Source organism: Allobosea lathyri (genome assembly GCF_900108245.1).
Lineage (GTDB): Bacteria > Pseudomonadota > Alphaproteobacteria > Rhizobiales > Beijerinckiaceae > Allobosea > Allobosea lathyri.
In genome coordinates this window covers 120,878-135,685 of record NZ_FNUY01000004.1, presented here as the reverse complement: position 1 = coordinate 135,685, position 14,808 = coordinate 120,878, and the positions used below count along the sequence as shown (strand labels likewise).

At 66.4% G+C, this 14,808-nt stretch carries 17 protein-coding genes and 1 tRNA gene; 7 read left to right on the top strand and 11 right to left on the bottom strand.

The annotated features are described in order from the left end of the window. Positions 1-170 precede the first annotated feature (170 nt). Positions 171-1,919: a peptidoglycan L,D-endopeptidase MepK gene (locus C4S73_RS11205; protein ID WP_244595556.1), complete on the top strand. Its 1,749-nt coding sequence runs from the start codon at positions 171-173 to the stop codon at positions 1,917-1,919. 29 nt (positions 1,920-1,948) lie between these two features. On the opposite strand, the gene C4S73_RS11200 is transcribed toward C4S73_RS11205, so the two are convergent. Both C4S73_RS11200 and C4S73_RS11195 read right to left on the bottom strand, forming a co-directional pair. Then, a complete protein-coding gene (locus tag C4S73_RS11200) occupies positions 1,949-2,557 on the bottom strand; it encodes a glutathione S-transferase family protein (RefSeq protein WP_160115734.1) in 609 nt (202 codons plus the stop codon). 78 nt (positions 2,558-2,635) lie between these two features. After that, entirely contained in the window at positions 2,636-3,637 is a 1,002-nt protein-coding gene (locus tag C4S73_RS11195; RefSeq protein ID WP_103872585.1) for a LysR family transcriptional regulator, read from the bottom strand. Between the two features lie 113 nt (positions 3,638-3,750). Here C4S73_RS11195 and C4S73_RS11190 point away from each other — a divergent pair, with 113 nt between their 5' ends. Continuing rightward, positions 3,751-4,356: an FMN-dependent NADH-azoreductase gene (locus tag C4S73_RS11190; protein WP_103872893.1), complete on the top strand. Its 606-nt coding sequence runs from the start codon at positions 3,751-3,753 to the stop codon at positions 4,354-4,356. Positions 4,357-4,436: 80 nt separating this feature from the next. Here C4S73_RS11190 and C4S73_RS11185 read toward each other — a convergent pair whose 3' ends face one another. Together C4S73_RS11185 and C4S73_RS11180 are read right to left on the bottom strand one after the other, a co-directional pair. Next, positions 4,437-4,679 carry a DUF2312 domain-containing protein gene (locus tag C4S73_RS11185; RefSeq protein ID WP_103872584.1) on the bottom strand — a complete coding sequence of 81 codons (243 nt, stop codon included), beginning with the start codon at positions 4,677-4,679 and terminating at the stop codon, positions 4,437-4,439. A gap of 111 nt (positions 4,680-4,790) precedes the next feature. Further along, entirely contained in the window at positions 4,791-5,576 is a 786-nt protein-coding gene (locus C4S73_RS11180; RefSeq protein WP_103872583.1) for an N-formylglutamate amidohydrolase, read from the bottom strand. Between the two features lie 157 nt (positions 5,577-5,733). Between C4S73_RS11180 and C4S73_RS11175 the strand changes: the two genes are divergently transcribed. Genes C4S73_RS11175 through pyk form a run of 3 tightly spaced genes read left to right on the top strand, consistent with a single transcriptional unit; the run spans position 5,734 to position 8,907 of the window. Continuing rightward, positions 5,734-7,008 carry a glycerate kinase type-2 family protein gene (locus C4S73_RS11175; protein ID WP_103872582.1) on the top strand — a complete coding sequence of 425 codons (1,275 nt, stop codon included), beginning with the start codon at positions 5,734-5,736 and terminating at the stop codon, positions 7,006-7,008. A gap of 38 nt (positions 7,009-7,046) precedes the next feature. After that, entirely contained in the window at positions 7,047-7,454 is a 408-nt protein-coding gene (locus C4S73_RS11170) for a DUF1036 domain-containing protein (protein ID WP_425290339.1), read from the top strand. 10 nt (positions 7,455-7,464) lie between these two features. Further along, positions 7,465-8,907 carry a pyruvate kinase gene (gene pyk, locus C4S73_RS11165; RefSeq protein WP_103872581.1) on the top strand — a complete coding sequence of 481 codons (1,443 nt, stop codon included), beginning with the start codon at positions 7,465-7,467 and terminating at the stop codon, positions 8,905-8,907. Here the strand turns inward: pyk and C4S73_RS11160 are convergent. The 4 genes from C4S73_RS11160 to C4S73_RS11145 all read right to left on the bottom strand — a co-directional run bounded on the left by C4S73_RS11160 (position 8,876) and on the right by C4S73_RS11145 (position 11,911). Next, positions 8,876-9,880: an alpha/beta fold hydrolase gene (locus tag C4S73_RS11160; RefSeq protein ID WP_160115733.1), complete on the bottom strand. Its 1,005-nt coding sequence runs from the start codon at positions 9,878-9,880 to the stop codon at positions 8,876-8,878. The two genes, pyk and C4S73_RS11160, sit on opposite strands and share 32 nt — an antisense overlap. 101 nt (positions 9,881-9,981) lie before the next feature. After that, the gene (locus C4S73_RS11155) at positions 9,982-10,635 is read right to left on the bottom strand and encodes a tetratricopeptide repeat protein (protein ID WP_160115732.1); all 654 of its coding nucleotides are present in this window, start codon (positions 10,633-10,635) and stop codon (positions 9,982-9,984) included. A 165-nt stretch (positions 10,636-10,800) separates the two neighbouring features. Continuing rightward, positions 10,801-10,926, bottom strand: coding sequence for a type B 50S ribosomal protein L36 (gene ykgO / locus C4S73_RS11150; protein WP_066615235.1), 126 nt, complete (start codon positions 10,924-10,926; stop codon positions 10,801-10,803). 193 nt (positions 10,927-11,119) lie between these two features. Further along, complete coding sequence (locus C4S73_RS11145; RefSeq protein ID WP_103872578.1) at positions 11,120-11,911, bottom strand: MBL fold metallo-hydrolase; 792 nt, start codon at positions 11,909-11,911, stop codon at positions 11,120-11,122. Positions 11,912-12,444: 533 nt separating this feature from the next. Here C4S73_RS11145 and hisE point away from each other — a divergent pair. Continuing rightward, a complete protein-coding gene (gene hisE / locus C4S73_RS11135) occupies positions 12,445-12,822 on the top strand; it encodes a phosphoribosyl-ATP diphosphatase (protein WP_103872576.1) in 378 nt (125 codons plus the stop codon). A gap of 177 nt (positions 12,823-12,999) precedes the next feature. Then, positions 13,000-13,076 (top strand) — tRNA-Arg (locus C4S73_RS11125). On the opposite strand, the gene C4S73_RS11120 is transcribed toward C4S73_RS11125, so the two are convergent. The 3 genes from C4S73_RS11120 to C4S73_RS11110 form a co-directional block, all read right to left on the bottom strand. After that, positions 13,047-13,277: a hypothetical protein gene (locus C4S73_RS11120; protein ID WP_103872574.1), complete on the bottom strand. Its 231-nt coding sequence runs from the start codon at positions 13,275-13,277 to the stop codon at positions 13,047-13,049. The two genes, C4S73_RS11125 and C4S73_RS11120, sit on opposite strands and share 30 nt — an antisense overlap. A 36-nt stretch (positions 13,278-13,313) precedes the next feature. Beyond that, entirely contained in the window at positions 13,314-13,631 is a 318-nt protein-coding gene (locus C4S73_RS11115) for a hypothetical protein (protein WP_103872573.1), read from the bottom strand. Positions 13,632-13,877: 246 nt separating this feature from the next. Further along, positions 13,878-14,765, bottom strand: a complete 888-nt coding sequence (locus tag C4S73_RS11110; protein WP_103872572.1) for a LysR substrate-binding domain-containing protein — start codon at positions 14,763-14,765, stop codon at positions 13,878-13,880. Positions 14,766-14,808: the final 43 nt, after the last annotated feature.

Sequence of the window (14,808 nt, the reverse complement as noted above, 5' to 3'; positions counted from 1 at the left end):
CCGATTGCCGGCTTGCTAACTAATCGTTAACGCTTCTCCGCAACTGTTCGTTCACGTTCATCGCGCCGCGTCGGCGGTGACATCGAGACGGGTCAGGCAGATTGGTCAGGTTAAACGCCACGCTTTCAGGACGGCTGCCGTTCTGCTCGAAGCCCGTTCTGAAGCGCAGTGTGGCGCTGGGCGCTGCTGTGGTCGCGCTTCTGCTCGGCGTGCGCGGCACTCAGGATGCCGTCGCCAACGGTGACACCCGCACCATCACCATCAAGCACATGCACACCAAGGAGGAGACGACAGTCACCTTCAAGCGCGACGGGCGCTATGTGTCGGAGGGCCTGGAGAAGCTGAACTGGGCCCTGCGCGACTGGCGCACCGACGAGCCGATCCGCATGGATCCGCGCCTGTTCGATGTCGCGTGGGAGGTGCAGCGGACGGTTGGCTCGGAACAGCCCTTCCATGTCGTGTCCGCCTATCGCTCGCCCGGCACCAATTCGATGCTGCGCCGTCGCTCGCGCGCCGTCGCCAAGAACAGCCAGCATATGCTCGGCAAGGCAATGGACTTCTATTTGCCGGATACGCCGACCGCCCGCATCCGCGAGGCCGGAATGCGGCTCCAGCGCGGCGGCGTCGGTTTTTATCCCGGCGCGCATACCCCTTTCGTCCATCTCGATGCTGGTTCCGTGCGCTCCTGGCCGCGCATGACGCGCGACCAGCTGGTGCGCCTCTTCCCCGACGAGAAGACGGTCCATCTGCCCGCCGACGGCAAGCCGCTCAGCGGCTACGACGTCGCCATGGCCGAGGTCATTTCCAGCGGTGGCTCGGTGATGGGCTATGCCTCAGCCGAGAGTGACGAGGGCGCCGTCATGGCGTCCGGTCGCAAGAGCCTGTGGGCCTCGCTCTTCGGCGGCGACGACGAAGAAGCCGATGCCCGTCCCACGCGCGGACGCCGTGGCGCGCCCAAGCCGCAGCCGACGGTCATGGCCTATGCCAACAACAATAGCGGCTATTCCGACAGCAACGCGTCTGATGGTGGTCGCTTCGCGGTCGCCTCTGCGCCTCCGGAGCCGACGGCGCGTGCGCTTACGCGCGAGCGCTCCGAACGTCTTGCGCCACGTCAGGCGCAACCGCAGGAAGCTCCGGCCGCTGCTGTCGCCGTTGCACCGACGCCGGCGCCCGTGCCTGTGCCCGAGGACAACCGGCCCAAGCTGATCGATGCGCCCGTGCCGCTGGCGCGGCCGCGTGGCCTGACCCTGCCGCAGCAGCCGGGCGACGCAGGCGCCGCCGTGCAGGTCGCGGCTCTGCCCGGTCCGGGCGGGGCTCTCGCCTTCGCGCCGCAGCCTGCTCTGAGTTCAGACCAGAGGCTGGTCCTGGCCTCGCTGCCGCCGCGCCGGCCCGACCAGATCGTCGCGCTGATTGATTCCGTCGTTGCCGGAAAGCCCACCAATGCGCCGCTGCCGCCGGCGCGCCCGGCGGCCTTCGCAAGTCTTGCAGGCGTGGCGCTGCGCGGTTCCAACGACGTCGCCAACCAGCAATCGGCCGTGCCGGAAGGCCGCCTCGTCGCGGTCAACCACCCGATGCCGCCGATCAGGCCTCGCGATGGTGGTATGACCGCCGTGGCGAGTGCGCGTGGCCGTTCGATGCCCGTTCCGGCGCCTGCGCCTGATGTTGCAGCCTATGAGGCCGACCGTTCCGGGCTCGACTCGCTATTTGCTGCGGTGTCGCGGACCACACGCTCGCCGGACAGGCCGGTCACGGTTGCGACCGCCCGCTCCAAGACAACTGTTCCGGCCGCGTCGCCGATCCAGGGCCCAAGCCCCGCTGCCGCTCTCGGCTTCAGCCATGCCGATCCCAGCGACGCCAAGGTCGGCTCGTTCAGCGGACCGGCCGTGCGCTCCCTGCCGACGAATTTCGTCCAGAACTAGAGCAGGTGCCCTTCGCCGAGAGCCGGCCGCTACTCGCGGTCGATCGGCCATGCCTTAAAGACATCGAGTGCCTCGCAGGCACGCGCCTGGGCTGCCAGCGCCGGCCAACGGTCCTCGGGCACGAATTCCGGGATCGTGAAGCGGCAGAAGCCCCAGGCGACCGCCGCCGCGATATCGCAGGGCTGCAGCTCCGGGCCTGAGGTCAATTCGCCACGCGTCGCGGCAGCATCGAGCAGGCCGAGCGCGGTATGGAGCTGCGTGACGATGCGTTCCTGCCAGGGCGCGTAGCGTTGCGCTTCGGGACGCTTGCGCTCGTATTCGACCGAGACGGCCTTGTCGGCGGTGACGATGCCGATGCCGGTCAGGCCGAGGTCGCGGTTGCGTGCGCCGGGCTCCAGCGGACGTAAGGATCGGCCCGCGACATCCTCGAAATGCTGGATGATCAGGAGCGATTCGCTGATCACGACGCCATCGTCGCAAACGAGGGAGGGGGCCTTGATCAGCGGGTTGATCGCCCTGAACTCATCCATGTGCCGGAAGACGGAGACTGAGCGGTGCTCGAACTCCAGCTCCAGCAGGGTACCTGTGATCGCCGCGCGGCGGACATAGGGGCTATCCAGCATTCCGACGAGCAGCATCGCGATCTCCATGTTCGACGCGGCGCAGACTGGCCTGCGGGCGGCGAAAAGCCACGCGAAATCGCGTGATGCCTGAGATCACGCCGGCTGATGGTCCATTGCGTCGGCCTCGATGTCCGCGTCATCATCGGCATCGGCGGTATGGCCCAGCGATATGCCTTGAGCTTTCGCTGCGAGCTGGCAGGGGTCCCAATAGGGCGTGCTGCCGAAGCGCTCGACCAGCAGGTCGATCAGGACCCGGACCTTGCCGGGCACATAGGCGCCGGGAGGGCGTACGACATAGAGTGCTTGCGTCGGCATCGGGAAGTCCCACAGGAGATGTTCGACGGTGCCGTCGCGGATCGCGTCGGAAGCGATGAAGGTCGGCAGGACAGCGATGCCCAGTCCTGCTGCAGCCCATTCCAGCAATGTCTCGCCACTGTCGGAACGCATGCGGCCCGATGGCCGCACCGGCACCCAGCGCTTGCCGATGCGGAAGGTCCAATCGGGAACGGCGGTGCCGGTGTAGAGCAGGCAGTCATGCTCCGTCAGTTCGAGCGGGGAGGTTGGGCGCCCCTTGCGCGCGAAGTAATCGGGGCTCGCCAGCACGGCGCCATGGACGGGCGCGATCTTGCGCGCCACGAGGCTGGAATCCTTGAGGGTGCCGATCCTGATCGCCGCGTCGAAGCGCTCGCCGATCAGGTCGACATAGCGGTCGCTGGCCTCGACATCGATCTCGAGCCTGGGGTGCTGGCGCGCGAGTTCGCCAAGCAGCGGGGCGACATGGCGGATGCCGAAGGTCAGCGGCATCGACAGGCGCAGGCGCCCGGCCACGCCGCCGGCCTGCTGCGCCACGGATTCGCGGGCTTCGACGAGTTCCGCCAGGATGCGCTCGCCCCGCGCCTTGAATTCGAGGCCGGCCTCGGTCGGGCTGACCCCGCGCGTGGTCCGGCTCAGGAGGCGCGTGCCGAGATCGGCCTCCAGCCGCGAGACGCGCCGGCTGACGATGGACTTCGCCAGGCCCAGGCTCCTGCCCGCGCGCCCGAAACCGCCGGTCTCGACGACGGCGATGAAACTGCGGATATCGTCCAGCTCGGACATGGCGCGTTCCTCTGTGAGCAACAGTCTAGTGTTCATTATGCGCGTTCTGGTGCGCTCAATGAACCCCTATGTTGCCCGTCATCGAACTCTTCCTCGTGACAGGATCAATCACCATGTCCACCGTTCTCGTTCTCAACAGCAGCGCTTCGGGCCCCGCCTCGGCATCGAGGGAACTGGTCCAGGCGACGGTCGAGCGGCTGCGCAGCCAGAATTCCGGCCTCAAGGTCGTCGAACGCGATCTCGGCGCCGAGCCGGTTCCGCATCTGACGGTCGAGACCACCCCGGCGCTGCGTGGCGGCGAGGCGGTGTCCGAGGTTCAGGTCAAGGCCAAGGCATTCTCCGACGCGCTGATCGAGGAGCTGAAGGCCGCCGATGTCGTCGTGATCGGCGCTCCCATGTATAATTTCGGCATTCCCTCGACGCTGAAGGCCTGGTTCGACTATGTGCTGCGTGCCGGCCTGACCTTCAAATACAGCGAAGCCGGTCCCGAAGGCCTGCTCAAGGGCAAGCGCGCCATCGTCGTCGAGAGCCGCGGCGGTCTTTACAGCAGCGGCCCGGCCCAGCCGATGGATTCGCAGGAGCCGCATCTGCGCACGCTGCTCGGCTTCATGGGCATCAGCGACATCACCTTCATCCGCGCCGAGAAGCTCGGATATGGTCCCGAGGCACGCGAGCAGGCGATGAACGACGCCCGGGCCGAACTGGCACTCGTCGCCTGATCTCGGTTCATCCGTGACATAAAAATGCCGGCGTCGGGCAACCGAAGCCGGCATTGTCATATCGGGTTGTGCTGGCGAACTCAGGCGCTTTCGCCGACCGCCTGCAGATAGAGGTCGAGGATCGCTTCCTCCTCGGCGCGCTCATTGGCGTCGCGCTTGCGGATGGCGATGACCTTGCGCAGGACCTTGACGTCGTAGCCGTTGCCCTTGGCCTCGGCATAGACCTCCTTGATATCGTCGGAGATGGTCTTCTTCTCTTCCTCGAGGCGCTCGATGCGCTCGACAATGCTCTTCAGCTGGTCGCCAGCAACCGGATCGTCCATCTGATATCCTTCTCGATGATGGGAGATTTGGCCGGAGGGTTCGCAGGGATCGGGGGGCGACGTCAAGCGGGAAGCGACGTCGAGGCCTGCGCGTTCAACAGTCCTGATGTCTCACCCGGCGCGCAGCGCCTCGATGCAGGGCGGGACAATCCCCGCCAGCCGCTCGCCCCAGGCGCGTGCTGCAGCGTCGGTCGCGATCAGATCCTGCCTGATCTCGATCAGCGCGTCGGGCAGGCCGCGCCGGGTGGCGTGACGGTCGATCGTGTCGCCGGGCAGGCCGCCATGATAGGGCTCGTTGTCGCCGACAACGAGATCGCTCTCGGCTTGCAGAGCTGCGATCACGAGCTTTGCCAGCCGGCCCTCATGGTCCCAGAGCACGCCGACATGCCAGGGGCGGGCCGCCGCCTTCCAATAAGGCGTGAAGGAATGCAGCGAGACGATCGCGGGGGGATGTCCGGCGGCCAGCGCGGCGGCGATGCTCGCGTCGATCGCCGCATCATAGGGCTTGTAGTAGCGCGCAACGCGCTCGGCGATACCGGTCTCGTCGATATGTCGATTACCCGGCACGATCGCGCCATCCGACAGCCGCATCACCAGCGTCGGGTCGTCGAGCCCGCGATTGGGGTCGATCAGCAGGCGGGAGAAATTCGTCAGCACCGCCGGCGCGCCGAGCGCCTGCGCCATGGCCCGCGTCATTTCGGCGGCGCCGATATCATAGGCGATGTGGCGTTCGAGCTGCGCCGGGGGCAGGCCGAGCGATTCGAGCTCGCGCGGGATTGCGTTCGAGGCGTGGTCGCAGAGCAGCAGCATGCCCGTCGCCGGATTGCCGGGGATGATTTCGACCTCGCCCGGCGCGAGCGGCGGGGCAGGGCGGGCGATCGCGAAATCGGAGCGCATGCATCCCTCAAAAAGTATGACTATTCCAGCAAAAGCCTGATGACGTCTGCATCGCCGCGACTTAAAAGAATCAGCAACGAAAGTCGACATGATCGGCTGTCAAAGACGGGCGGAACACGAGGCGGCCTTGCAGCGACCCAGCGACGACTTGGCCCGGATGCGCGCCACTGCAAGAACGATCTTCGATGCCGCCGTCGCGCGGGCCCAGCCGGCTGGTTGCCTGCCGGCCCATCTGCCTGTTGCGCCGGAGACGGGACGCCTGATCCTGCTGGCCGCCGGCAAGGCCGCAGGCAGCATGATCGCTTTCGCCGAAGCGCATTATCTCGATTCAGGCTTCCCGGCGCAGCGCCTGACCGGCCACGCCGTTGCGCGCCATGGCTATGAGGCCAGGACGCGCCAGATTCCGATGGTTGCGGCCGGCCACCCCGTGCCGGATCAGGGCAGCATCGATAGTGCCAGCCGGGCGCTCGAACTTGCGGCCTCCGCGACTGCCGACGACCTTGTCCTGGTGCTGCTGTCGGGCGGCGGCTCGGCCAATTGGGTCGCTCCGGCGGGAACGCTGACGCTGGCGGAGAAGCAGGCGGTCAACAAGGCGCTGCTGCGCTCGGGCGCGCCGATCGGCGAGATGAACATCGTGCGCAAGCGGCTCTCGCGCATCAAGGGTGGCAGGCTCGCGCTTGCGGCCGCCCCGGCGCGGCTGCTGACGCTCGCCATTTCCGACGTGCCGGGCGACGAGCCCACCGCGATCGCCTCGGGCCCGACCGTGCCCGATCCGACGACGATGGCGGATGCTCGCGCGATCGTCGCCCGCTACAAGCTCGATCTGCCGGATGCCGCGCGTGTCCTGCTGGACGACGAGGCCAGCGAGACGCCGAAGCCCAGCCATCCGGCCTTCGCCAACAGCGAGTTCCACATCATCGCCCGCCCCGCCGATGGCATCGCCGCTGCGCGTGCTGCCGCGGAAGCTGCCGGCTATGCCGTTCATGATCTTGGCGCCGATCTCGAAGGCGAAGCCCGCGATGTGGCGGCTGCCCATGCCGAGCTTGCGCGCGAGCTGAAGCGTAGGGGTCGGCGTGCCGCGGTCCTGTCCGGTGGAGAACTTACCGTGACGTTGCGCGGCCAGGGCCGTGGCGGTCCCAATCAGGAATATGCGCTGGCGCTGGCCATCGCGCTGGCCGGAGAACCCGGCATCATCGCCTTGTCGGGGGATACGGACGGGACCGATGGCGGAGGCGGGGAGGCGACCGATCCAGCCGGCGCGGTCATCGATCCCGGCACATTGACGCGCGCAGGCGGGCTCGGCCTCGTTCCCGCCCAATACCTCGCCGACAACGATTCCACGGGCTTCTTCGAAGCACTGGGTGATTTGCTGCAGCCGGGGCCGACCTTGACCAATATCAATGATTGCCGCGTGATCCTGATCGAGCCGTGAATACGCACCGAATCCAAAGACTGGGCCTGCGCCTTGCCTTGCTGGTGGGCGGCCTCCTTGCGAGCGCTGCTCCGGCATGGGCGGATCTGCGCATGTGCAACACGACGAGCAGCCGGATCGGCGTGGCGATCGGTTATCGCGACGCGCAGGGCTGGATCACCGAGGGCTGGTGGAATCTCGCGCCACGCGGCTGCGAGACCCTGCTGCGGGGAACGCTGGCAGCGCGTTTTTACTACGTCCATGCCATCGATTACGACAGGGGCGGCGAGTGGACCGGCAAGTCCGTCATGTGCACGCGCAACAAGGAATTCACGATCCGCGGCATCGAGGATTGCCTGGCGCGGGGATATGACCGCGCCGGCTTCTTCGAGGTCGATACGGGCGAACAGAAGAGCTGGACCATCCAGCTGACCGACACCACCGGAAATGCGCCAGCGCGCCCCTGAAGGACGAGACATGAAGAAGCGTGAGCGCCGTATCAAGATCATCGCCACACTGGGCCCGGCATCGGCGACCGAGGAGATGTGCGGCAAGCTGTTCCAGGCTGGCGTCGACGTCTTCCGCATCAATATGAGCCATACCCAGCGCGAGACGCTGCCCGAGAAGGTCGCGATGCTGCGGGGGCTGGAAGCCAAGTTCCACCGCCCGGTCGGCATTCTCGCCGATCTTCAGGGGCCCAAGCTGCGCGTCGGCCAGTTTGGCGGCGATGGCGGCGTGATGCTGGAGAATGGCGCCAGGTTCACGCTCGATTCCGATCCGACGCCGGGAACGGTGAAGCGGGTTCACCTGCCGCACCCGGAAATCCTGACTGCGCTGGAGGCCGGCCATACCCTGATCCTCGACGATGGCAAGCTGCGGCTCGTGGTCGAGAAGGCGACGCCGACCCAGGCCGTGACGCGTGTCACGGTCGGTGGGCGCCTGTCCTCGCGCAAGGGCGTCAGCCTGCCAGACACCACGATCGCTGTGTCCGCGATGACCGAGAAGGATCGCTCCGACGCGGAAGCCGCAGCGGAGGCCGGCGTCGACTGGATCGCGCTATCTTTCGTGCAGCGGCCCGAGGATATGGCCGATCTGCGCAAGATCGTGCGTGGCCGGGCTCTGGCAATGGCCAAGATCGAGAAGCCGCAGGCCCTGCTTCGCCTGGACGAGATCATCGACGCCTCCGATGCGATCATGGTCGCGCGCGGCGATCTCGGCGTCGAGATGCCGCTGGAGAAGGTGCCGGGCACGCAGAAGCGCATGGTCCGCATGTGCCGCCGCAAGGGCAAGCCGGTCGTCGTCGCCACCCAGATGCTGGAGAGCATGATCACGAGCCCAGTGCCGACGCGCGCCGAGGTCTCCGACGTCGCGACCGCCGTCTTCGAAGGCGCCGACGCCGTGATGCTTTCGGCTGAGAGCGCGGCCGGGCAGTTCCCGATCGAGGCGGTGACGATGATGAACCGCATCGCCGAGGAGGTCGAAAGCGAGTCGGTTTATCGTTCGATCCTGGAGTCGCAGCGCGCCGAGCCGGAGGCGACCGGCGCCGATGCGATTGCAAAGGCGGCCCATGAGATCGCCGATGCGCTCAACCTGAAAGCTATCGCGGCCTGGACTTCGTCGGGTTCGACAGCCTTCCGCATCGCCCGCGAACGGCCCAACTCCACGGTGATCGCGCTCACCCCAAATCGGGCCACGGCACGCCGCCTGACGCTCGTCTGGGGCGTGCACTCCGTCGTAACCAAGGATGCCAGCGACATCGACGACATGGCCTCGCGCGCCTGCAAATTCGCCGTGCGCGAGGATTTCGCCAAGCTGGGTGACCGGATCATCGTCGTGGCCGGCGTGCCCTTCGGCACACCGGGCGCGACCAACATGGTCCGCATCGCCTTTATCGCGCAGGAACACGTCCAGAAGGCGTGAGGTCGGGGCTCAGCAGAGCGAGGCCCGAGCGGGGCCCGACGATCTGGTCGATCGCCTCGACCACGATCTCGGGCGCCGCGTGATGCGGCATGTGGCCGACGCCGGGCAGCAGCACGAAGCGGCCCTGCGGTGCCGCGCGCGCGATCGCGGCGGAGTGGATCATGGGTGAGACGATCGCGTCGCTGTCGCCGGTGATCGCGACTACCGGGACTTTCAGCTCGCGGTAGCGCGGTGCCTGCGCCGCTACAAACGCATGGGTCGCCGCTATGTCCTGCGAGTTCGCCCGCAATGCCGCAGGCCGCAGCAGGAGGCGGGTCTCCGCCGTTTCGAGGTAGCCGGGCGTGACCTCGCGCGGCGCGAAGACGCTTTCCGCGCCTGATTCCAGGAGGAGGCTCGCCGCGGGCACGCCCACCAGCCAGGTGAAGGCGGATCCGATGACCGGCCATGCGAGGAGATGATGGTACCAGGCGACGCCGCCGGGCCAGGGTTGGGTGACGGCGCCGAGCAACACGAGCCCGCGCAGCCGTTCCGGCCTATCCAGCGCGATCCGGGTCGACAGGGCGCCGGCGAGCGAATGCGCGACCAGCACGAAGCGCTCGGGCGCAATCCGATCGACCGCCTGCATGATCGCGGCGGCCTGACGCCCCGGATCGGCCATCGCCGCGCCGTCGAGCCGGTCGCTCCAGCCATGGCCAGGGCGGTCGATCGCGATGACCCGGTAATGCGCAAGCTCGGGTCCCAGCGTGGCGAGCAGGTCGGCATGGGCCGAGGACGCGCCATGGACGAGCACCACAGTGCCAAGCCCCTCGTCCGTGGGCTTGCGCTCGCGATAGTGAAGCCTGCCGCCGGGGACGGAGACGAAGCTGCCCTGCGGCGGGTACTGGCGCCCGGCTTCGAGGTTGAGCCAGCCCGTCCGCAGGAGCAGGCCTGACACGACCAGGACGAGGGCGATGAGCAGGAGGCGGGTCAGCATGGCCTGCCTACGCTGCGACGCGCTTATCGGTTTCGGGGATAAACTTGGGGCAGGGTGTTTGTGACCGGCGTATCCGGGGTCGGCGCGCTCGCGGCACGGCATCAGGCGTCCCGCCCATCGACCTCGCTCTTGAGCGATTCGACGGCACTCTTGACCGCTTCCATCTGCGGATAGACTTCGAGCGCGCGGCGATAGGCCACCATGGCGCGCTTGTCGTCACCCTGCTGACGCAGGATGGTGCCTAGCCCCATCATGGCGCCATAGTGCCTGGGCTCGCGCTTCAAGGCCTCGCCGATGTCGATCATCGAGCGAATCGGATCTCCGGCGAGGAAGAGCGCATTGGCGCGCTGGTTCCAGCCTTCTGCCCAGTTCGGCTCCAGGCTGATCACGCGGTCGAGCAGTTCGATTGCGAGTTCGAGCTGCTTGTCTTTCATCGCGCTCTGGGCGCGGGTCATCAGCAGATCGGCCGTATCGGACCCCGAGCGTGCCCAGCGGCGCTGGATCAAATTGGCGATGCCCTTGGCTTCTTCGGGCGTCTTGGCGGCAGTGAGCCTCTCGAACAGCCGGTCGAGCGTTGCCGCTGGCGTCCGCAAGGGCGCAGGGGCGGGTGCGACGGGGTTGTCGTCCTTGTCCGACGGCGGAACCACGCCCGGGCGAGGCGGTGGGTTCTGCAGCGGGTTCTCCTGCGCGCAGGCAGCGGTGATGCCGAGCGGTGCCGCTGCGACCAGCGCCAGCGCGAATGCGACGGGAAGCATGCGAGCGATCATCATGCCCATGATTGTAGCCCGGCCCGGTGCAAGGTCAATTCACAGGAAGGCGACCTGGAGTCCAACGGAAAAAGGCGGGCTGCGCCAAAGCGCCCCGCCATTCCCAAACCGGTCAAAATCCGGGAGACGCGGCGAAAGACGCCGCGCGGCAACTCAGCCCTGGCGCGCCTTGAAGCGCTTCTGGACCTTGTTGATGATGTAAACGCGGCCCTTGCGGCGCACGAGCTGGTTGTCGCGATGACGGCCACGCAGCGACTTCAGCGAATTACGGATCTTCATCGTCTCAACTCCGTCGATCCATCCTTGCGGGACAGACCGGTCAAAAAAACTCAACCTTGCGACGCGAACCGGAGACCGGTCCTCATCGCCCACACGAATGGTGCGGCTGATGCGATGCCGGCTGTATACGGATTTTTGCGCGGATCGCAAGGGCACAGACCGCGCATCTGCAGAAAACATCGGAAAGAAAGCATCAGGCGATAGCCGCCAGATAGCGTGCGAAGGACCGCTCGAGCGCTGTCTTGGCGTCGGCCGGGATGACGCGGCCTTCGAAAGCGCCATAAACCCGCGCAAACGGATAAGGATCGAGTATCGCGGCAATCCGCCGGATCGCGGCGGCATTGACCGGAATCATGTTGGGATAGGAGTAGAGCACGCTGACATGGGCGCGGTCCTGCGTGACCTGGAGCACGTCGCCGCAATAGAGCGCGCCGTCGCCTTCGGAATGATGCAGCACCGTCGCGCCGGCGAAATGGCCGCCGCAGCGCAGCAGGGTCAGCGATGGGCCGAGCTTCAATGCCTCGCCGTCCCAGTGCTCGATTGCGAGATCGGGTTCAGTGACCCAGACGCGGTCGTCGGCGTGGACATGCACGGGCACGCCGAGCGCCTTCGCCCATTCCGCCATCGCGGTGTAATAGTGCGGATGCGAGATCGCGATGCCGATTACAGGTCCGCGCGCGCGGATTGCTTCGATAGCCTCGCGTGTCACCAGTCCGATGCAGTCCCAGAGCAGGTTGCCTTCGCTGGCCTCGACGAGAAGCGCGCGCTGGTCGATAGCGAAAGCGGGTGCGATGCGCAGGCCGAGCACGCCATGGTCCTCCCGGCAGATGATCTTATGGCTCTTCGCGAGATCCTCGACCTCCAGCCATTCCTGGCCGCCCCAGCGCACGAACTGGCGCTCGTCGAGGCAGATAGGGCAGCCCGGTGGCGGCGCGGCCGCTTCCGGATAGCGCGCGCCGCATTGTCGGCAGAGGAAACGGGGCATGACCCAACTCCGGATCGCGTCTGGGGGATTCGCGGCGAGAATGTAGGGGCCGGGCTGCAGGCCAGCAAGCTTGCCCCGGTTGCCCGTTCCGCTCTGGCGACCTGTCTACGGAACATCTCGCCTTGTCGCCGCGTTGCCCAACTATTCAACTGGGGGATTGCCGATCATGAAGATTTCAACCTTTGGCCTGCTCGCTGCGACCGCCATCGCGCTCTGCGCCTGCAATACCGTCGAGCAGTCGGCGGAGCAGCCGTCGGCGCGGGGACGGGCGCCGTGGTAGCGGGACCGGTCGGCGCGGTGGTCGGTGGCGCTGCAGGGGCTGTAACGGCGCCCACGGTCGTTCGCACGACGCGACGCGCGACCCGCTGACCGGCGGCCCTGGCTAGGGCTGGCGAACAAGAGTTGACAATACCAGGGCCGGCCGATGAGGGCGGCCTTTAACGCGCTATGGCTGCCCGCATCGCGCCATATAGAAAAGCCTCTCCGGTCGGATTGTCATGAAACCCTCATGCGACAGGCCGACGCTCGTCTGCATGTCTGATTCGATCCTCCGGCTTCATGCGGCTGTCCTGACGGCCCGCTCCCGCGACCCGGCTTTCTCGCGCACTGCAAAACTGCTGAGCGAGGGCATGCCGAAAATGGCGAAGAAGCTGGCGGAGGAGGCGGTCGAGCTCGGCCTGGAGGCGGTCCAGGGTGACCGTCAGCGCGCGATTCTCGAAAGTGCCGACCTGATCTACAATCTCGTCGTGCTCTGGAGCGAGATCGGCATAGCGCCCGACGATGTCTGGCGCGAGATCGACCGACGCGAGCAGCTCTACGGAATTGCCGAGAAGTTGCCCAAGAGCCGCGCCGCCGACCGGGCCAGGCGGATCAGGCCGGAGGCTATCGTGGTGGCCGTGACCGAGGATTGAGGTGAGGGGAAAATCGAAGCTGGCTTGCCGGGGCTGGTGCGCGAGCATTTTCAACACGAAGCCGAATTCTGCGACGCCCTCCAATACGGAAGTGTTTTTCGGGGTTGCCAAGCCGATGGAGAGCAGCTATCTCCCCGCCATCGGCTTCGAGACGCAGCGCGTTGCGGAGCCCGGCACGCGCCCGTAGCTCAGCTGGATAGAGCATCAGACTACGAATCTGAGGGTCAGAGGTTCGAATCCTTTCGGGCGCGCCATTTCGGTTCAAAACTGCGAACCGCCTTTCCTGCCATTTCGCCATGTGCGACGGCCTGTTCGAGGGTGGCTTTGTCGCCAACGATGCGGATGACGTCATCGACCTCGATGCGATCGACCAGCGAGCGGACATAGGCTTTCCGGAACGAAATCTCGCCGGTGGTGATGTTGTCGCGCATGACGCGGCTGAAGGCCTCGATCAAAGACGGATCGAGAGTGCCGGGGCTACGGTGATTCGCTCAAGCGCCGCGCGGGCCTTGTCGCGGGCGAGTTTGATCGGTGATGCGGTCTTTGAGGATGTCATCCAGCTCGGTCAGGCCATCTTCGACCATGCGATAGAGCCGCTTCAGTTTATCCTCGGCTTTGGTCAGGTCGCTCTGCAACGTGGTGATGCGTTGATCGACCTCGACCGCCTGCCGGCTGCGACGCCCCAGCGTCGAGGCGAGAAGCTCGGTTAGGCGCGCAGGCTGAAACAACCGCTCAACCAAATGATCGGTGACGAGCGTGTCGAGCCGATCCATGGCTATCGAACGGCTCTTGCAGGCGGCCTTGCCCATGCGCGCGCATCGAACACGTATAATAGCGATGGCATTTGCCTGAGCGTGAGGTGCCGGTGCACAATGTCATCGCACTTCGGCAGCTGGCGCAGGTGGCAATAGCCACAGCGCGCGGAATGTATTGCACGAGGCGCGCCCGGTCTTTGCCTCAGGCCCGGCGGTGGTAGTCACGTTTCGAGGTGCTCTCGCGCATGCGGCGTCAGGGATCGCTTAGGCAACCGCCGCCTGCTAAGATGAAGACATGAATCAGATCTTTGGCGGAGGCAGGGCTAGCTCTTGCGTCAGCCAATGCGCGAACATCCGCACCGAACGGCGGGCCTTGGCTACGCGCGGAAAGACGAGGTAGTGCCCGACATAGCGGACGTCATTCGTTCGACCAGCGAGTGGGGCGACGAGTTGACCGGCTTTTATTTCGCGCTCGGCCAGCCGAGTCGACTCGAGCGCGATGCCGAGCCCGTCGACAGCCGCGGCGATCGCAATGAAGGAGCGGTCGAAGCGGGAGCCGCGTGGGGAGGGCGGTGCGATGTCGTTCGCCTGGAACCAGTTGTTCCAGCGCACGCGCTTGTTGTCGCTTTCGATCAGCTCCGCTCCGAGGAGGTCTTTGGCCGAGTGGATCTGCGCCGCCATATCAGGCGCGCAGAGCGGGGTGACCGTCTCGTCGCCGAGCGGAATGACGATCAGACCTTCCTGCCTCGGCGGCCCGTAACAGATGTCGGCGTCGAATTCGTCGTGCTCGAAGCGCGGGTAGTCGATACCAGCCGACAATCTTACCTCGAGGCCCGGTTGTTTGGCGAGAAGGTCGCGCAGGCGCGGCAGCAGCCATTGTGCAGCCATGGATGGCGCACAATGCAGGCGCAGTAGGTTGCCGGAGCGGGAGGCGACCGTCTCGATGCCTTGCCGCATCTCGTCGAACCCCGCTGCGATATGGCGCGTCAGCGCCTCTCCGGCCGTGTTGAGATGGACGGCGCGGCTCTCCCGGTCGAAGAGCACGGCCCCCATCAGGGTCTCGAGCTTGCGCACCGCGTGACTAATCGCGCTCGGCGAAATGCCGAGTTCCTCGCCCGCAGCCCTGAACGAGCCGGTGCGGGCGGCGGCCTCGAAGGCTTCCAGCGCCGAGAGAGGTAGACGCTTCATGGCGGGAACGTCTCGTCTGTGCAGCCGGCGCCTCCCTGCCCAT

What these genes read in the sequence shown, in the direction of transcription:
- hisE (WP_103872576.1), top strand. Translation starts at nt 12,445, where the DNA reads ATGTCTGATTCGATCCTCCGGCTTCATGCGGCTGTCCTGACGGCCCGC.
- ykgO (WP_066615235.1), bottom strand. Translation starts at nt 10,926, where the DNA reads ATGAAGATCCGTAATTCGCTGAAGTCGCTGCGTGGCCGTCATCGCGAC.
- C4S73_RS11145 (WP_103872578.1), bottom strand. Translation starts at nt 11,911, where the DNA reads ATGCCCCGTTTCCTCTGCCGACAATGCGGCGCGCGCTATCCGGAAGCG.
- C4S73_RS11180 (WP_103872583.1), bottom strand. Translation starts at nt 5,576, where the DNA reads ATGCGCTCCGATTTCGCGATCGCCCGCCCTGCCCCGCCGCTCGCGCCG.
- C4S73_RS11185 (WP_103872584.1), bottom strand. Translation starts at nt 4,679, where the DNA reads ATGGACGATCCGGTTGCTGGCGACCAGCTGAAGAGCATTGTCGAGCGC.
- C4S73_RS11160 (WP_160115733.1), bottom strand. Translation starts at nt 9,880, where the DNA reads ATGCTGACCCGCCTCCTGCTCATCGCCCTCGTCCTGGTCGTGTCAGGC.
- C4S73_RS11115 (WP_103872573.1), bottom strand. Translation starts at nt 13,631, where the DNA reads ATGGGCAAGGCCGCCTGCAAGAGCCGTTCGATAGCCATGGATCGGCTC.
- C4S73_RS11175 (WP_103872582.1), top strand. Translation starts at nt 5,734, where the DNA reads ATGCGCGCCACTGCAAGAACGATCTTCGATGCCGCCGTCGCGCGGGCC.
- C4S73_RS11110 (WP_103872572.1), bottom strand. Translation starts at nt 14,765, where the DNA reads ATGAAGCGTCTACCTCTCTCGGCGCTGGAAGCCTTCGAGGCCGCCGCC.
- pyk (WP_103872581.1), top strand. Translation starts at nt 7,465, where the DNA reads ATGAAGAAGCGTGAGCGCCGTATCAAGATCATCGCCACACTGGGCCCG.
- C4S73_RS11190 (WP_103872893.1), top strand. Translation starts at nt 3,751, where the DNA reads ATGTCCACCGTTCTCGTTCTCAACAGCAGCGCTTCGGGCCCCGCCTCG.
- C4S73_RS11195 (WP_103872585.1), bottom strand. Translation starts at nt 3,637, where the DNA reads ATGTCCGAGCTGGACGATATCCGCAGTTTCATCGCCGTCGTCGAGACC.
- C4S73_RS11155 (WP_160115732.1), bottom strand. Translation starts at nt 10,635, where the DNA reads ATGCTTCCCGTCGCATTCGCGCTGGCGCTGGTCGCAGCGGCACCGCTC.
- C4S73_RS11200 (WP_160115734.1), bottom strand. Translation starts at nt 2,557, where the DNA reads ATGCTGCTCGTCGGAATGCTGGATAGCCCCTATGTCCGCCGCGCGGCG.